The organism is Streptosporangium sp. NPDC050855, assembly GCF_044456585.1.
Classification (GTDB): domain Bacteria; phylum Actinomycetota; class Actinomycetes; order Streptosporangiales; family Streptosporangiaceae; genus Streptosporangium; species Streptosporangium longisporum.
The window spans coordinates 35,048-50,152 of record NZ_JBITFY010000007.1 but is presented as its reverse complement, the minus strand read 5'-3'; the positions used below and the strand labels follow the sequence as shown (position 1 = coordinate 50,152).

Below are 15,105 nucleotides of genomic sequence, written 5' to 3'. Positions count from 1 at the left end.
TGTTTCGTCGCCGCTTGTCACTGACTTCCATCGGACGGCGACATCTTTCGCGCCTCCTCGTTCTCCAGGCTCGTAGAACGTTCCATACTCCTTTGTTGTATAAGTCCGTAATTTCGTGATTTTTACTGATGAATCAATAAAAGTAGGAAACAGCTGTTCGACAGGAATGCGGGGGAAGCCCGGCTCGGAGCGCTCGTGGAGGGTGCATGAGAAAGTGGGGAGCCGCGGTCGTCGCGGTGCTGACGTCGCTCGTCCTGGGCGCCGCGGGGTCGCAGGCGGCGACCGGCACGACCGGCACGACCGGCACGACCGCCAAGGAGGCGTACGAGATCTGGCTCGTCGACCAGTCCAACAGTCCGGGGCTGGCCCACGGCGGCGCCGTGCACGTGTACTCCGGCGCCGACGTCACCACGCGGCTGTCGGCCGCCCGGCCCGCGCACGTGATCGACCTCGGCGGCGCGACCTCCGCCCTCTGCCTGGCGAGCACCGGCAGCGTCCCGGTACGTCCCCACATGATCGTTTTCAACAAGGCCGACACCCACGCCGCGCTCGCCTTCGTCGCCAGCGGCCACGTGGTCGTCTTCAACGCCGCCACCCGCGCCCCGCTGGCCTGCCTGCGCACCGAACCCGGGGCGGGCGGGGCCCGGCAGGCCCACGCCGTCTGGCCCACCGAGGACGACAGGTACCTGATCGTCGCCAACCAGAACGGCAAGAAGCTGGAGCGCATCACCACCGACTACGCCTCCGGCGTCTTCACGACGCAACCGGCCGCCACGCTGGACATGGCCGGGTGCGTCACGCCGAACGGCCTGCCCTGCCAGGCCCCGGCCGTCCGCCCGGACAACGCGCCGATCTGCCCGTTCATCGCCTCCGACAACGGTCCGGTCTTCGTCAGCCTCCGCGGCGGCGGGCTGTTGGTGGTCGACTGGCGCACCACGCCGATGTCGATCGTGGGGGAGTACGACGTGACCCAGGTCCCGGCCAACGGCTGCGGCTTCATCGAGGCCGCGGGCACCGTCTTCGGGAACGGCGGCGGCGGCGCGCCCGGCAACCTCGACCAGTTCAGCGTCTTCCGGCTGCCGATGAGCGGCTACTCGTCGATCGCCTCGCCGAACACCCCGGCCGTCCAGCGGCTCTTCGACGACGACTCGCCCGAGCGCGACGCCCACGGCGTGCTGGTCGCGGGCGACGAGCGCCACGTCTGGGTCGGCGACCGTGACGCCAACGTCGCCGAGGTCTTCAACGGGGCGAGCGGCGCCCACGTCGGCACCGTCGACCTGACCTCCCCGTTCAGCGCCGACCCGACGGTCGACCTCTTCGCGGTCTCGCCCGACGAGAAGTGGGCCTTCGCCTCGACGCGGGGGCCGAACCCGCTCTCCGGCGACCCGCACTCCTCGCACGGGACGAACCCGGGCATGCTCATCCTCAAGCTGACCGGCAACGGCAAGAAGGGCACGGTCGAGGGCCTGGTCCCGATCTCCAACCTCGACTCCTCCGGCGTCCAGCGCGCGGACGCCCACGGCATCCGGATCCGCCGCACCGGCTGAGCCCGGCCCGCCCCGTCCCCGGTGTCCGGTTCCCGGCCGCCGGTCCTCGATCCCCGGTGCCCGATCCCCGGTGCCCGGCCCGCCGAACGGCCGGCCGGGCACCGGGCGTCAGCCGGTCCGGACGCTCAGCGTGAGGTCGCGTCCCAGGACGACGCCGAGACGGTCGCGCTCGGCCTCCAGCCCCTTGCGGGGCACGTCGCACTCCTTCCACACCGTGACCGACAGGACGTCCTCCTCGGCGGCCCAGGTGCCGCAGACCCGGCCCCGGCTCACCACCACCGGCGAGATCCACCCGGCCGCCCTGCTGACCTCGCCGCGCCGGGACGAGGGCACGACGGTGGTCTCCCTGGTCCCCGGGCCCAGCACGTACTGGTCGAAGGCCGGCAGCAGGCGGACCGTGTCCGTGGGCCTGGCCGCACCCAGGTCGTCGAGGTCCTCGGCCCGCACGTGGACGGTCCGGCCCTCGATCTCGACCGTGGTGATCCGGTCGCCCAGCGCGGCGACCCAGGCGCGCAGGTCGGCCTTCCTGAGGGTGCCGCGGTAGAGCCACTGGTCGAAGCCCTCGATCGGCGCGGGCCCGTAGGCGGCCAGGTAGGCCGGGATGGCGATCCCGGCGGCCTCGGCGGGATCCATCGGGCCGCGCCACGCGGGCAGGTAGGTGTCGGGCCGGGTGAAGGTGACCGTGGCGCCGTCGGACGGCCCGTGGCAGAGCACCCCCTGGAAGGCCAGCGGCTTCAGCACGGCGCCCCAGCCCGATCGCAGGTGCTCGGCGATGCTCTCGTCACCGGTCTTGTCGATCACCTGCGCGGTCAGCTCCTCGCGGGTGAGCACTTGGCCGTCCAGGGCGTGGCGGGCCGCCTCGCCGATGGCCTCCAGCCGGTCCCCGGTGACGAAGGTGCGCTGCCAGGACGCCTTCTCCCAGCTCCGGGTCGCCGCCAGCAGGCTCAGGTAGGCGGTGGCCTCCTCGACGGGCAGCAGGTGCAGGGTTCCGCGCATCGCCCAGGTCTTCACCAGCCGCCTGTCCGCCAGCGCCTCGTCGACACTCCCGCGCCGGGGTTCGCGCTGCCGGACCCCCACGGCGGTCCGTGCCGAGGAGGCGACCTGCGCCTGTACGCCGCACAGGCGGCTCACGATCGCCACGGGGTCGTCGGTCTCGGGGCTCTCCAGCATCTGCCTGTTCATCCGCCAGGCGAGGGCACCGTCCCAGGTGATCTTCACGCGGTCTCCTGAAGCGAGGGGGGCGTGCCGGGCGAGCCCTTCGACGATCGGAGCGGCCCGGGCGCGCGGCGACGTCCGCCCATCATCGACGATCGGGTCGTCGGCGTGGGCGCCCAGGGCGGGAAAGCGGTTCGGGCGGCCGGGCTCAGCGCACCGCCAGCTGGTCCGCCTCGCTCCTGGAGACGCCGTAGGCGGCCCCGCAGAACGTGCACTGCGTCTCGTACCGGGTCCGGACCGGGAAGAGCGGGATGAAGAACAGGCTGAACTTGGTGACCCGCTTGGTCAGGATCTGGGCCGCGGTGTTGCCGCAGTTGGGACAGGTGCGGGTCAGCACACCGAGCCGGTGGAGAGCGGTACGGAGACCGAAGATGAAGAACATCCCTAAGGACTACCCCGTTCCGGGTGGGTATGCCTCCATCCGCCGGATCGGCGTATCAGCAGGTCAGGGCGGACTTCGGCTGGACCGGAGCGGAGGGACCGGGTGTAATGGATGGATCGTTCCACGAAAGGGACGTGCCGTGACGATCCCCGCCGCCCCCTGTCGCGGTGCCCCCGACCCGACCCCCAGGGAGCCCGGTCGTGCTCGACGACGCCCCGCCCCCCGTCGTTCCCCGCCCCGCCCCCGGCTTCGACGCGGACGCGGCCCGTCGCCTCCAGCCGCTCCTGCACGACCTCGTCGCCGTGGTGGCGGCCCCCACGGTCGCGCTGAGCGGCGACGACGGGCAGATCCGCCCGGCCGGGGTCCAGGGAGTGTTCCACGCGGACCGGCGCGCCCTGTCCCGGGCCGTCCTGACCGTCGACGGCCGCGAGCCCGAGACCGTCGGCCACGCCCTGCGGGGATCGGGCGGCGCGGGGTTCGTCACACTGGCCCGGTGGCTGGGGGACCCCAGCCCCGACCCCACGGTACGGATCGAGCGCGTCCGGCAGGTCGTGCCCGGTGGCATGCGGGAACGCGTGGAGATCGTCTCCGCCGCCGAGGTCCCCGTCTCCGCCATGATCACCCTGGAGCTGGGCTGCGACCTCGCCCCGATCGACACGGTGAAGTCCGGCGACGCGACGGGGCCCATCGAGATCACGGCCGGGATCAGGGCCGGGATCACCGCCCCCGGTGAGATCACCTGGAGCCGCGACGGCGTCCGGGTGACGGTGACCGGTGAAGGCGCGCGGGCCGAGGTCGCCGGGGACGGGCGTGCGGCGTACCTGAGCCGGCCGGTCGTGCTGGAGCCCCGCGGCCGCGTCACGTTCCGCTGGCGGGTCGCGGTGCACGATCCGCGGGCCGTGGTCGTCGCGCCGTCCCGCCCCGCCGAGTGGGCGGCGGGGCGGGACGAACCCCGGCTCGTCGCCACCGACCCCCGGCTGGAGCGGTTGTTCGAACGGTCCCTGGACGACCTGCGCTCGCTCCGGCTGGCCGAGCCCGCCGTCCCGGCCGACGCCTTCCTCGGGGCCGGGGTGCCCTGGTACCTCACGCTGTTCGGGCGCGACAGCCTCTGGGCCGCGCGGATGCTGCTGCCGCTGGGCACCGAGCTGGCCCTCGGCACCCTCCGCGTGCTGGCCCGCCGCCAGGGAACGCGCCTGGACCCCGGCTCGGGCGAGGCACCGGGGAAGATCATGCACGAGCTGCGCCGGGAGGCGTTCACGGCCGGGGGCGACGGCCTGCGCCTGCCCGCCGTCTACTACGGCACGATCGACGCCACACCGCTGTGGATCCACCTGCTGCACGACGCCTGGCGCTGGGGCGCGCCCGCCGCGGAGATCGCGGCGCTCCTGCCCCACCTGGAGGCCGCCCTCGGCTGGCTCACCGAGCACGCCGACCCCCTCGGTGACGGGTTCGTCCGGTACGCCGACCCCGGTGGCCTGGGCCTGGCCAACCAGGGCTGGAAGGACTCCGGCGACGCGCTGCGCTTCCACGACGGCCACCGTGCCCGGCCGCCGATCGCGCCGGCCGAGGTCCAGGGGTACGCCCACCGGGCGGCCCGCTGCGGCGCCGACCTGCTGGAGGCGTTCGGCCGGCCCGGGGCCGACCGGCACCGCGAGTACGCCGCCGCGCTGGCCGGGCGCTTCCGGGAGCGGTTCTGGACGGACGGCCCGCACGGCCGGTTCCCCGCCCTGGCCCTGGACGGAAGCGGGCACCCGGTGGACGCGCTGACCAGCAACATCGGCCACCTGCTCGGCACCGGCCTGCTCGACGGGGCCGAGGAGGCCCGCGTCGCCGACCTGCTGGTGACCCCGGAGCTGGCCGGGGGCTTCGGGCTGCGCACGATGTCGGCGGACGCGGGCGGCTTCAACCCGTTGTCGTACCACTGCGGGTCGATCTGGACGCACGACACCGCGATCGCGGTCGCCGGGCTGGCCCGGGGCGGGTTCGCCGCGCAGGCGGCGGTCCTGGCCGGGGGGCTGCTGGCCGCCGGTGAGGTGTTCGGCCACCGCCTGCCCGAGCTGTACGGTGGCGACGACCGGACCGCGCTCGGGCGGCCCGTGCCCTACCCCGCGGCCTGCCGCCCGCAGGCGTGGTCGGCCGCCGCCGCGGTCACGCTGGCGCACGCCGCGCTCGGTCTCCGTCCCGACGTGCCCGGTGGCCGGGTGCTGCTGGAGCCCCTGGCGGGCGCCCCGCTGGGGGCGGTCTCGCTGAGCGGGCTGCGGGTCGCGGGGGAGCCGGTGACCGCGTCCGTCGACGGGACGGGCGAGGCCGTCGTCACCGGCCTGCCCGCAGGGCTCTCCGTGGTGCCGGGATCAGCAGGGCTCTCCGGGCCTTCCGGGGTCTCCGGGGTCTCCGGGGTCAGCGGCGGCGCAGCGCTGCCTCGGTGACCGCGGGAGGCGCGTACCCGACGTCGGCGGGGCTGATGCTCGTCCCCGGGGGGACCAGCTCGTCGATCACGTCCAGCACGTCCGGGGAGAGCCGTACCTCGTCGGCACCGAGCTGGCCGGTGAGCTGCTCCAGCGTGCGCGGGCCGATCACCGCCGAGGTCACCGCCCGGTGGGAGAGCACGAAGCCCAGCGCGAGCTGGATCATCGTGATGCCCGCCTCGTCGGCCAGCACGGCCAGCCTCTCGGTGACGTCGAGCTTGCGGGAGCGGATCTCCTCGGCCTTGAAGTCGAAGTGGTCGCCGTTCCGGGAGGCGCGGGAGCCGGTCGGCAGCGGCGCGTCACGGCGGTACTTGCCGGTCAGCCAGCCGCCGTTCAGCGGGCTCCACACCATCACCCCCAGGTCGTAACGCTCGGCCACCGGAAGCACCGCGGCCTCGGCGTGCCGGGCGAGGATCGAGTACGAGGGCTGCTCGGTGGAGAACCGCTCGCGGTTGCGGCGCTCCGCGACCCACTGGGCCTCGACGAGCTCCTCGGCGGGGAAGGACGAGGTGCCGATCGCCCGTACCTTGCCCTGGCGCACCAGGTCCGACAGGGCGCCGAGGGTCTCGTCGATGTCGGTGCGCGGGTCGGGGCGGTGGACCTGGTAGAGGTCGATCCAGTCGGTGTCCAGGCGGCGCAGGCTGTCCTCCACGGCACGCATGATCCAGCGGCGGGAGTTGCCGCGCCGGTTGGGCGAGTCGTCCATGGCGTTGTGGAACTTCGTGGCGAGCACGACCTCGTCCCTGCGGCCCCTGATGGCCCTGCCGAGGATCGTCTCGCTCTCGCCGAACGCATAGACGTCGGCGGTGTCGATGAAGTTGACGCCCGCGTCGAGCGCGGTGCCGACGATGCGTTCGCACTCGTCGTGATCGGTGTTCCCCCACGCCCCGAGCATCATCGTGCCGAGACAGAGCGGGCTGACCTGGATGCCGGTGCGACCGAGCGTGCGATGGTTCACGGCCCCGATCCTGCCAGCCGCCGCCCGGCCACCCGCGGCCGGGCCCGGTCACGTCCGCGACGTTCACGCAGGCAGGAGCGGTGAGAGCCCGCCCGCGCCACCGGATCAGCGCGCCGCACGGCCTCCCCGCGCGACCGTGTGCCCTCCATGCCCCGCCCGCGTCCCGGCCATGCCCCGCCCGCGTCCCGGCCGTGTCCCGCCCGCGTCCCGGTCGTGCGCCGCCCGATCCCTCAGGCCCTCCGTCCGGATCCGGCCACGGTTCTGTGCATTTCTGCGTGGACGGCGCGCCCTTTCGGTGCGGAGATGGGCACGTGACGGGTACGGAGGCGGAGGCGTCGATGGACGAGGCGCGGGATCGGGTACCGCTCGGCAACAGTCCGGTCTTCGACACCGGGGATCTCGACGAGGCCCGCGAGCGGGTGGCCGCGGTGTTCTGCCCCCACCGGCTGGAGCTCACCGGGGACGCCTCCCGGCTGGCCGCGCGGCTCAACTCGGCGCGGCTGGGCTCGGTGCGGGTCAACTACCTGGACTACGGGGCGGACGTCCGCATCGAGCCGGGGGAGCTGGAGTCCTTCTTCCTGGTGCAGATCCCGCTGGCCGGGCGGAGCCTGATCCGGTGCGGTGGTCAGGAGATCGTGTCGACGCCCCGGACGGCCTCGCTGCCGTCGCCGTCGGAACACCTCGACATGCGCTGGGCGGCCGGCTGCCCCCAGCTCATCGTGAAGTTCGACCGCCCCGCCGTCGAGGGGGCCCTGGAGCGGATGCTCGGGGAACGCCTCGACCGGCCGGTCGTCTTCGACCTGGGCGTGGACATGACGGCGGGCTGGGCGCGCGCCTGGAGGGCCATGGTCGACCTGATCGTGGACGAGGCCGAGCACGGTGACGGGATGGCCGCGCAGCCGCTGGCCGTGGCCCACCTGGAGAACGCGCTGATCGCCTCCCTGCTGACCGGTCAGCCGTCCAACTACCGGGACCGGCTGACCGCGCCCCGCCCCGCCGCCGTGCCCAAGGTGGTACGGCGGGCGATGCGTCACATCGAGGAGCACGCCCACCTGCCGCTGACGACCGACGACGTGGCGCGGGCCGTGGCGGTCAGCGGGCGTTCCCTGCAGGAGGGGTTCCGCCGCCACCTCGGCCTGACCCCGATGGCCTACCTCCGGGACGTGCGCCTGGACCGTGTCCACCGCGAGCTGGCGGCCGGTGATCCGGCCGGGTGCACGGTGACCGGGGTGGCGGCCCGGTGGGGCTTCCTGCACCAGGGACGGTTCGCCGCGATGTACCGCGCGCGCCACGGCCAGGCCCCGTCGCAGACGCTGCGCGGCGGCGACAGCGCCGGGAACGCCGGGAATGCCGGGAACGCCGCCGGGAACTCCGCGCCAGACGGACGTAACCCGCGCTGAGCGGATGGCAGGGGATACGGCGCCCGGCATACCGTTCTCTCAGGCGCCGCTCGATCGTTCCCCTCCCTCCACCTCTCACGAAGGACACCGTCATCATGCGCAGAATCCTCATCGTCGGCGCCGGTCAGGCCGGCCTCCACCTCGCCCTCGGCCTGCTGCGGAACGGCTACGACGTCACCGTCGTCTCCAACCGCACCCCCGAGGAGATCCGCGACGGCCGGGTCACCTCCAGCCAGGCCATGTTCGGCACCGCCCTGGGCCACGAGCGCGCCCTCGGCCTGGACCTGTGGTCCGGCGGATGCCCGCCGATCGAGGGCATCCAGTTCGCCATGGCCGGTCCGGACGGCCCGGCCCTCCACTGGGCGGCCCGGCTGGACACCCCCGCCCGCTCGGTCGACCAGCGGCTGAAGATGCCCGCCTGGATGGCCGAGGTGGAACGCCTCGGCGGCAAGATCGTCATCCAGGACGCGGGCGTGGACGACCTGGAGGACTACGCCGCCCAGTACGACCTGGTCCTGGTCGCCGCGGGCAAGGGGCCGATCTCCTCGCTCTTCGAGCGGGACACGCCGCGCTCGCCGTACCGGGCCCCGCAGCGGGCCCTGGCCCTGACCTACGTCAACGGTCTCGCACCGCGGCCCGAGTACTCCGCGGTCTGCTTCAACGTGGTCCCCGGGGTCGGCGAGTACTTCGTCTTCCCCGCGCTCACCGTCACCGGCCCCTGCGAGATCATGGTGTTCGAGGGCGTTCCCGGCGGGCCGATGGACTGCTGGGCCGACGTCAGCACCCCCGCCGAGCACCTGGCCAGGAGCCGGTGGGTGCTGGAGACGTTCCTGCCCTGGGAGGCGGAGCGCTGCGCGGACGTCGAGCTCACCGACGAGGGCGGCGTGCTGTCCGGCCGCTTCACCCCGGTCGTGCGCAGGCCGGTGGCCACGCTGCCGTCGGGGGCGGCGGTCCTGGGGGTGGCGGACGTGGTCGTGCTCAACGACCCGATCACCGGGCAGGGCGCCAACAACGCCGCCAAGTGCGCGGCCTCGTACCTGGAGAGCATCCTCGAGCGCGGCGGGCGCCCGTTCGACGCGACGTGGATGGCGCAGGTCTTCGAGCGCTACTGGCAGGACGCGAGACACGCCACCACCTGGACGAACGCGCTCCTGGCCCCGCCGCCCCCGCACGTGGTGGAGATCCTGGGCGCCGCGGACAGGCTGCCCGAGGTGGCCTCCCGCTTCGTCAACGGCTTCGACGACCCCTCCGACTTCGCCGGCTGGTTCCTGGACCCGGCCGGCACGGCCGAGTACCTGGCTCGGGCCGAGCGGGGGGCGGCGTGATGAGGGCTCTCCGCGACGCCCTCGGGCAGTTCGCCACCGGGGTGGCGGTGGTCACCGCCGCCACCGGCCGGGGCGACCGGCTGGGCGTCACCGTCAACTCCTTCACCTCGGTCTCGCTCGACCCGCCGCTGGTGCTGTGGTGCCTGTCCAGGCGGGCCCCCAGCGCGCCCGCCTTCGCCGAGGCCGGCCGGTTCGCGGTCAACGTGCTGGCCGCGGGCCAGGAGCACCTGTCGCGGCGGTTCGCCACGCCGCTGCCCGACAAGTTCGCCGGGGTGGAGACCGTCCTGGCCCCCGGCGGGGTACCGGTGCTGGCGGGCACCCTCGCCCACTTCGCGTGCCGCACGGTGACCACGTACGAGGGAGGCGACCACCTGATCTTCGTCGGGGAGGTCGAGCACTTCCGGGGGGCGCCGGGCGAGCCGCTGGTCTTCCACTCGGGCAGCTACGGGGCCTTCTCCGTACCCCGGAGGGAGGCGATGTCCGGCGCGGCCATGGCCGGATAGGACGGGACCGGGCCGTGGCCGCGCCCGAAAGACGGGCGCGGCCATCGGGGCCGGGGCGGCACGGGGCGATTAGGGCGGGCCGGCCGGGGTAGAACGGCCCCCGTGAGACCCGGGAGGTTCGTCTCCCGCTGGCCGGTGATCCGCCAGCTCAGGGGAGAGGACGGCAGGAGCGACGCCGCACGCTCGGCGCGCACCGACGCGCTGCGGCCCCGCACCGAGGAGGCCGACACCGTCACCCGGTCGGTCTGCCCGTTCTGCGCGGTCGGCTGCGGCCAGCTCGTCTACGCCAAGGACGGCCGCGTCACCCAGATCGAGGGCGACCCCGACTCGCCGATCTCCCGTGGCCGCCTCTGCCCCAAGGGGGCGGCGAGCAAGCAGCTCGTCACCCACCCCGGCCGGCAGACGCACGTCCTCTACCGGCGCCCGCACGGCACCGACTGGGAGCGGCTCGACCTCGACACCGCGATGGACATGATCGCCGACCGGGTCGTGGCGACCCGGCGGGCGACCTGGCAGCAGGAGCACGAGGGCAGGACGGTCCGGCGCACCATGGGCATCGCCGGCCTGGGCGGGGCGACGCTGGACAACGAAGAGAACTACCTGATGAAGAAGCTGTACACCGCCCTCGGCGCGATCCAGGTGGAGAACCAGGCCCGTATTTGACACTCCTCCACGATCCCCGGTCTGGGGACCAGCTTCGGGCGTGGCGGTGCCACGGACTTCCAGCAGGATCTGGCCGAGTCCGACTGCATCGTCATCCAGGGCTCCAACATGGCCGAATGCCACCCGGTGGGCTTCCAGTGGGTGGTCGAGGCAAAGGCACGCGGGGCGAAGGTGTTCCACATCGACCCGCGCTTCACCCGCACCAGCGCGATCGCCGACCGGTACCTGCCGATCCGCGCCGGGAGCGACATCGTGCTGCTCGGAGCGCTGATCAACCACGTCCTCACCCGCGAGCTGGACTTCCGCGAGTACGTGCTGGCCTACACCAACGCCGCGTCGATCATCTCCGAGGACTTCGGGGACACCGAGGACCTCGACGGCCTGTTCTCCGGCTTCGACCCCGAGACGCGCTCGTACGACCCGGCGAGCTGGTCGTACGAGGGGTCGGGCGAGGAGGCGTCCGGGGGCGGCGAGCACCTGGAGGGCGGCCGGCACCACTCCGCGGCCGCCGGGGGTGACCAGTACGGCTCGGGCGGCGCCCCGGCCTCGTCCAGGCCGCCGACCGACCCGACGCTGCGCCACCCCCGGTGCGTCTACCAGATCCTCCGGCGGCACTTCGCCCGCTACACCCCCGAGCTGGTCGAGGAGCTGTGCGGCATCCGCCCGGAGGACCTCGCCGAGCTCGCCGACGCGATCACCGCCAACTCCGGCCGCGAGCGCACCACCGCCTGGGCGTACGCGGTCGGCTGGACCCAGCACACGGTCGGCGCCCAGTACATCCGCGCGGCGTCGATCCTGCAGCTGCTGCTGGGCAACATCGGCAGGCCCGGCGGCGGCATCCTGGCGCTGCGCGGCCACGCCAGCATCCAGGGCTCCACCGACATCCCCACCCTGTTCAACCTGCTGCCCGGCTACCTGCCGATGCCGCACGCCCACCGCCACGGGGGGCTGGACGACTACCTCGCCAACGTCGGGGCCGACACCGGCTTCTGGGGCAGGAAGCGCGCCTACACCGTCAGCCTGCTCAAGGCGTGGTGGGGTGAGGCCGCCACCGCCGAGAACGACTTCTGCTTCGGCCACCTGCCGCGCGTCACCGGGGACCACGGCCACTTCACCACGGTGATGGCGCAGATCGACGGCACGGTCAAGGGCTACTTCGTGGTGGGCGAGAACCCGGCCGTGGGCTCCTCGGGAGGCCGTGCCCAGCGCCTGGGCCTGGCCAACCTCGACTGGCTGGTGGTGCGCGACCTGACCCTGGTGGAGACGGCCACGTTCTGGAAGGACGGCCCGGAGCTGGCGACCGGGGAGATGCGCACCGAGGACATCGCCACCGAGGTGTTCTTCATGCCCGCCGCCAGTCATGTGGAGAAGGAGGGCACCTTCACCAACACCCAGCGGCTGCTGCAGTGGCGGCACAAGGCCGTCGAGCCGCCGGGCGACTGCCGCAGCGACCTGTCGTTCTACTACCACCTCGGCAAGCGGATCAGGCAGCGGATCACCGACGACGAGATCGACCGGCCGCTGCGCGAGCTCACCTGGGACTACCCCGAGGAGGGCGAGCACGCCGAACCGTCGGCCGACGCCGTGCTGCGCGAGATCAACGGCACCGGCCCGGACGGGCGGGCCCTGTCGGCCTACACCGAGCTCGAACCCGACGGCTCCACCAGCTGCGGCTGCTGGATCTACTGCGGGGTCTACGCCGACGAGGTCAACCAGGCCGCCCGGCGCAAACCCCGCCGCGAGCAGAGCCGGGTGGCCCCCGAGTGGGGCTGGGCCTGGCCGGCCAACCGGCGCATCCTGTACAACCGGGCCTCCGCCGACCCGGAGGGCCGCCCGTGGAGCGAGCGCAAGGCCTACGTGTGGTGGGACGCCGAGCGCGGGGAGTGGACCGGCCACGACGTGCCGGACTTCGAGCGGCACAAGCCGCCCGGCTACCGGCCGCCCGAGGGCGCGCTCGCCGAGGCGGCGCTGGCCGGGACCGACCCGTTCATCATGCAGCCCGACGGCAAGGGCTGGCTGTTCGCCCCCTCGGGCCTGGCCGACGGGCCGCTGCCCGCGCACTACGAGCCGCACGAGTCCCCGGTGCGCAACCCGCTGTACGCGCAGCAGGCCAACCCGGGCCGGCAGATGTACCTGCGGCCCGAGAGCCCCTACAATCCGCCGGGTTCTTCGCGGTTCCCGTACGTGCTCACGACCTACCGGCTCACCGAGCACCACACCGCGGGCGGCATGAGCCGGCCGCTGGCCTACCTGGCCGAGCTGCAGCCCGAGCTGTTCTGCGAGGTCTCCCCGGCGCTGGCCGCCGAGCTGGGGCTGGTCAACGGGGGCTGGGCGACGATCGTGACGAGCCGCACCGCGATGGAGGCGCGCGTCCTGGTGACCGGCAGGGTACGGCCGCTGCGGCTGCAGGGCGGGACCGTCCACCAGATCGGCCTGCCGTACCACTGGGGATGGGGCAGCGGGGGACTGGTGACCGGCGATACCGTCAACGACCTGATGCCCCTCGTGCTCGACCCGAACGTCTACATCCAGGAGAGCAAGGCCATGACCTGTGACCTGCGGCCCGGCAGACGTCCCACCGGCAGGGCCCTGCTCGACCTGGTCGAGGAGTACCGCCGTGGCTGAGCGGATGGGCTTCTTCACCGACACGAGCATCTGCATCGGCTGCAAGGCGTGCGAGGTCGCCTGCAAGGAGTGGAACCACGTGCCCGACGACGGGTTCGTCTTCCGGGCCACCTCCTACGACAACACCGGCAGCCTGGGGGCCGACACCTGGCGGCACGTGGCCTTCATCGAGCAGCCGGGCCGGGCCCGGGACGGCCGGGAACCCGCCGGGCCGGACGGCACCGGACCGAACGGACCGAACGGGTCCGCATCGGACGGCGGCGGGCCGAACGGCGGGTTCGAGGACATCGAGGGCTGGCTGATGTCGTCGGACGTGTGCAAGCACTGCACGCACGCCGCCTGCCTGGACGTCTGCCCGACCGGGGCGCTGTTCCGCACCGAGTTCGAGACCGTGGTGGTGCAGGCCGACGTCTGCAACGGCTGCGGCTACTGCGTGCCCGCCTGCCCGTACGGGGTGATCGACCGCAGGGAGCGCGACGGCCGGGCCTTCAAGTGCACGATGTGCTACGACCGCCAGCTCGGCGGGCTGGAACCGGCCTGCGCCAAGGCGTGCCCCACCGACTCCATCCAGTTCGGGCCGCTGGACGAGCTGCGGGCCCGCGCCGCCGAGCGCCTGGAGCACCTGCACGCCGGCGGCCGCTCCGAGGCCCGCCTGTACGGGGCCGACCCCGGTGACGGCGTGGGCGGGGACGGGGCGTTCTTCCTGCTGATGGACGAGCCCGAGGTGTACGGCCTGCCGCCCGACCCGGTGGTCACCACCAGGGACCTGTCGGCCATGTGGGGGTGGGCCGCCGGGGCGGCGCTCTCCATGGCAGGAGCCGTCGCGCTCTCCTTCCTGGGCCGCTCGCGCTCGTTCCCTGGCCGGTCGCGATGAGGCGGGGCGAGGAGGCGATGGTCCCGCAGGCGGAGTTCCGCTCCTACTACGGGCAGCCGATCATCAAGTCGCCGATCTGGCACGAACCCCACATGCCCGTCTACCTCTACCTGGGAGGGACGTCCGGGGCCGCGTCGATGATCGCGGCCATGGCCACGCTCACCGGCCGCGACCGGCTCGCGCTCACCGCCAGGCTCGTCGCGGCCGGGGGAGCCGCGGGCGGTGCCGCCTTCCTGGTCGCCGAGCTCGGCAGGCCCGAGCGGTTCCTCAACATGCTGCGCGTCTTCAAGCCCACCTCGCCGATGAGCGTCGGCTCCTGGGTGCTGGCCGTCCACAGCGGCCTGACGGCGCTCGCGGCCGGCTCCGCGCTGGTCACCCCGCGCCGGCCGCCCTCCGGCCCGCCGCCCTCGCGGCTCGCCGCGGCCCTGCCCGCCCGGCTCGCCGCAGTCCTGTCCGGTACGCGGGCCGCCCCCTCGCCCTCCCGGGCCGCAGGGGCCGCGGCCCTGCGCGCCCGGCTCGCCGCGGTGCTGCCGTCCCGGGCGGTGACGCTCCTGCCCGCGGCCGGTGACGCGGCCGGGCTGGTGGCCGTGCTGACCGGCCCGCTGATGGCGACCTACACCGCCGTGCTCGTGGCCGACACCGCCGTGCCCGCCTGGCACGAGGCCCACCGCGAGCTGCCCTTCCTGTTCGCCGGGAGCGCGCTGGCCGGGGCGGGCGCCGCGAGCATGCTGGCCACCCCGCTCCGGGACGCCGGTCCGGCCCGTGCCGCCGCCGTGCTGGGCGCCACCGTCGAGACCGTCGCCGGGGCCGTGATGGAGCGCCGCCTCGGCATGCTCGGCGAGCCGTACCGGCAGGGCGTCTCCGGCCGCCTGATGCGGGCGGCCCGCGTCCTCACGGTGGCCGGAGCCCTGCTGGCCCCGGTCGCCGGACGCGGCCGGACGCTCACCGCGCTCTCGGGCCTGGCCCTCACCGGGGGCGCCCTGTGCACCCGTTTCGGCGTGCTGAGGGCCGGCAAGGCGTCGGCCGCCGACCCGAAGTACACGGTGGTGCCCCAGCGGGCCCGGCTGGAGGCCGCCCGGCAGGAGACCGCGCGCCGGGAGAGCGCGGAGACCTGAGCGATACCGTCCTTTCGCGGCGTTCCCCTTCGT

At 73.8% G+C, this 15,105-nt stretch carries 11 protein-coding genes; 8 read left to right on the top strand and 3 right to left on the bottom strand.

Annotated features, from left to right (window positions below; translation table 11 throughout):
* Positions 1-206 precede the first annotated feature (206 nt).
* Complete coding sequence (locus ACIBCT_RS15910) at positions 207-1,547, top strand: hypothetical protein (protein WP_399188991.1); 1,341 nt, start codon at positions 207-209, stop codon at positions 1,545-1,547.
* A gap of 108 nt (positions 1,548-1,655) precedes the next feature.
* Here the strand turns inward: ACIBCT_RS15910 and ACIBCT_RS15905 are convergent, their stop codons facing one another.
* On the bottom strand, positions 1,656-2,765 hold the full coding sequence (locus ACIBCT_RS15905; protein WP_399188989.1) for a winged helix DNA-binding domain-containing protein: 1,110 nt from the start codon (positions 2,763-2,765) through the stop codon (positions 1,656-1,658).
* Between the two features lie 145 nt (positions 2,766-2,910).
* Positions 2,911-3,144 (bottom strand): zinc-ribbon domain-containing protein, encoded by a 234-nt coding sequence (locus ACIBCT_RS15900; protein ID WP_344907322.1) that lies wholly within the window; start codon positions 3,142-3,144, stop codon positions 2,911-2,913.
* A gap of 200 nt (positions 3,145-3,344) precedes the next feature.
* Between ACIBCT_RS15900 and ACIBCT_RS15895 the strand changes: the two genes are divergently transcribed.
* Positions 3,345-5,570: a glycogen debranching N-terminal domain-containing protein gene (locus ACIBCT_RS15895; protein WP_399188987.1), complete on the top strand. Its 2,226-nt coding sequence runs from the start codon at positions 3,345-3,347 to the stop codon at positions 5,568-5,570.
* Here ACIBCT_RS15895 and ACIBCT_RS15890 read toward each other — a convergent pair.
* Positions 5,542-6,567, bottom strand: a complete 1,026-nt coding sequence (locus ACIBCT_RS15890) for an aldo/keto reductase (RefSeq protein WP_399188985.1) — start codon at positions 6,565-6,567, stop codon at positions 5,542-5,544. The genes ACIBCT_RS15895 and ACIBCT_RS15890 overlap by 29 nt on opposite strands.
* 311 nt (positions 6,568-6,878) lie before the next feature.
* Between ACIBCT_RS15890 and ACIBCT_RS15885 the strand changes: the two genes are divergently transcribed.
* The 6 genes from ACIBCT_RS15885 to nrfD all read left to right on the top strand — a co-directional run bounded on the left by ACIBCT_RS15885 (position 6,879) and on the right by nrfD (position 15,072).
* Positions 6,879-7,967: an AraC family transcriptional regulator gene (locus tag ACIBCT_RS15885; RefSeq protein WP_399188983.1), complete on the top strand. Its 1,089-nt coding sequence runs from the start codon at positions 6,879-6,881 to the stop codon at positions 7,965-7,967.
* A 95-nt stretch (positions 7,968-8,062) separates the two neighbouring features.
* A complete protein-coding gene (locus ACIBCT_RS15880) occupies positions 8,063-9,292 on the top strand; it encodes a styrene monooxygenase/indole monooxygenase family protein (RefSeq protein WP_399188981.1) in 1,230 nt (409 codons plus the stop codon).
* Positions 9,292-9,795 (top strand): flavin reductase family protein, encoded by a 504-nt coding sequence (locus ACIBCT_RS15875; protein ID WP_399188979.1) that lies wholly within the window; start codon positions 9,292-9,294, stop codon positions 9,793-9,795. Before ACIBCT_RS15880 ends, ACIBCT_RS15875 begins: the two co-directional genes overlap by 1 nt.
* Before the next feature lie 102 nt (positions 9,796-9,897).
* On the top strand, positions 9,898-13,083 hold the full coding sequence (fdh, locus tag ACIBCT_RS15870) for a formate dehydrogenase (protein ID WP_399188977.1): 3,186 nt from the start codon (positions 9,898-9,900) through the stop codon (positions 13,081-13,083).
* Positions 13,084-13,087: 4 nt separating this feature from the next.
* Positions 13,088-13,957 (top strand): 4Fe-4S dicluster domain-containing protein, encoded by an 870-nt coding sequence (locus tag ACIBCT_RS15865; RefSeq protein WP_399189439.1) that lies wholly within the window; start codon positions 13,088-13,090, stop codon positions 13,955-13,957.
* A complete protein-coding gene (gene nrfD / locus ACIBCT_RS15860; protein WP_399188975.1) occupies positions 13,954-15,072 on the top strand; it encodes an NrfD/PsrC family molybdoenzyme membrane anchor subunit in 1,119 nt (372 codons plus the stop codon). The genes ACIBCT_RS15865 and nrfD overlap by 4 nt, the downstream gene beginning before the upstream one ends.
* Positions 15,073-15,105: the final 33 nt, after the last annotated feature.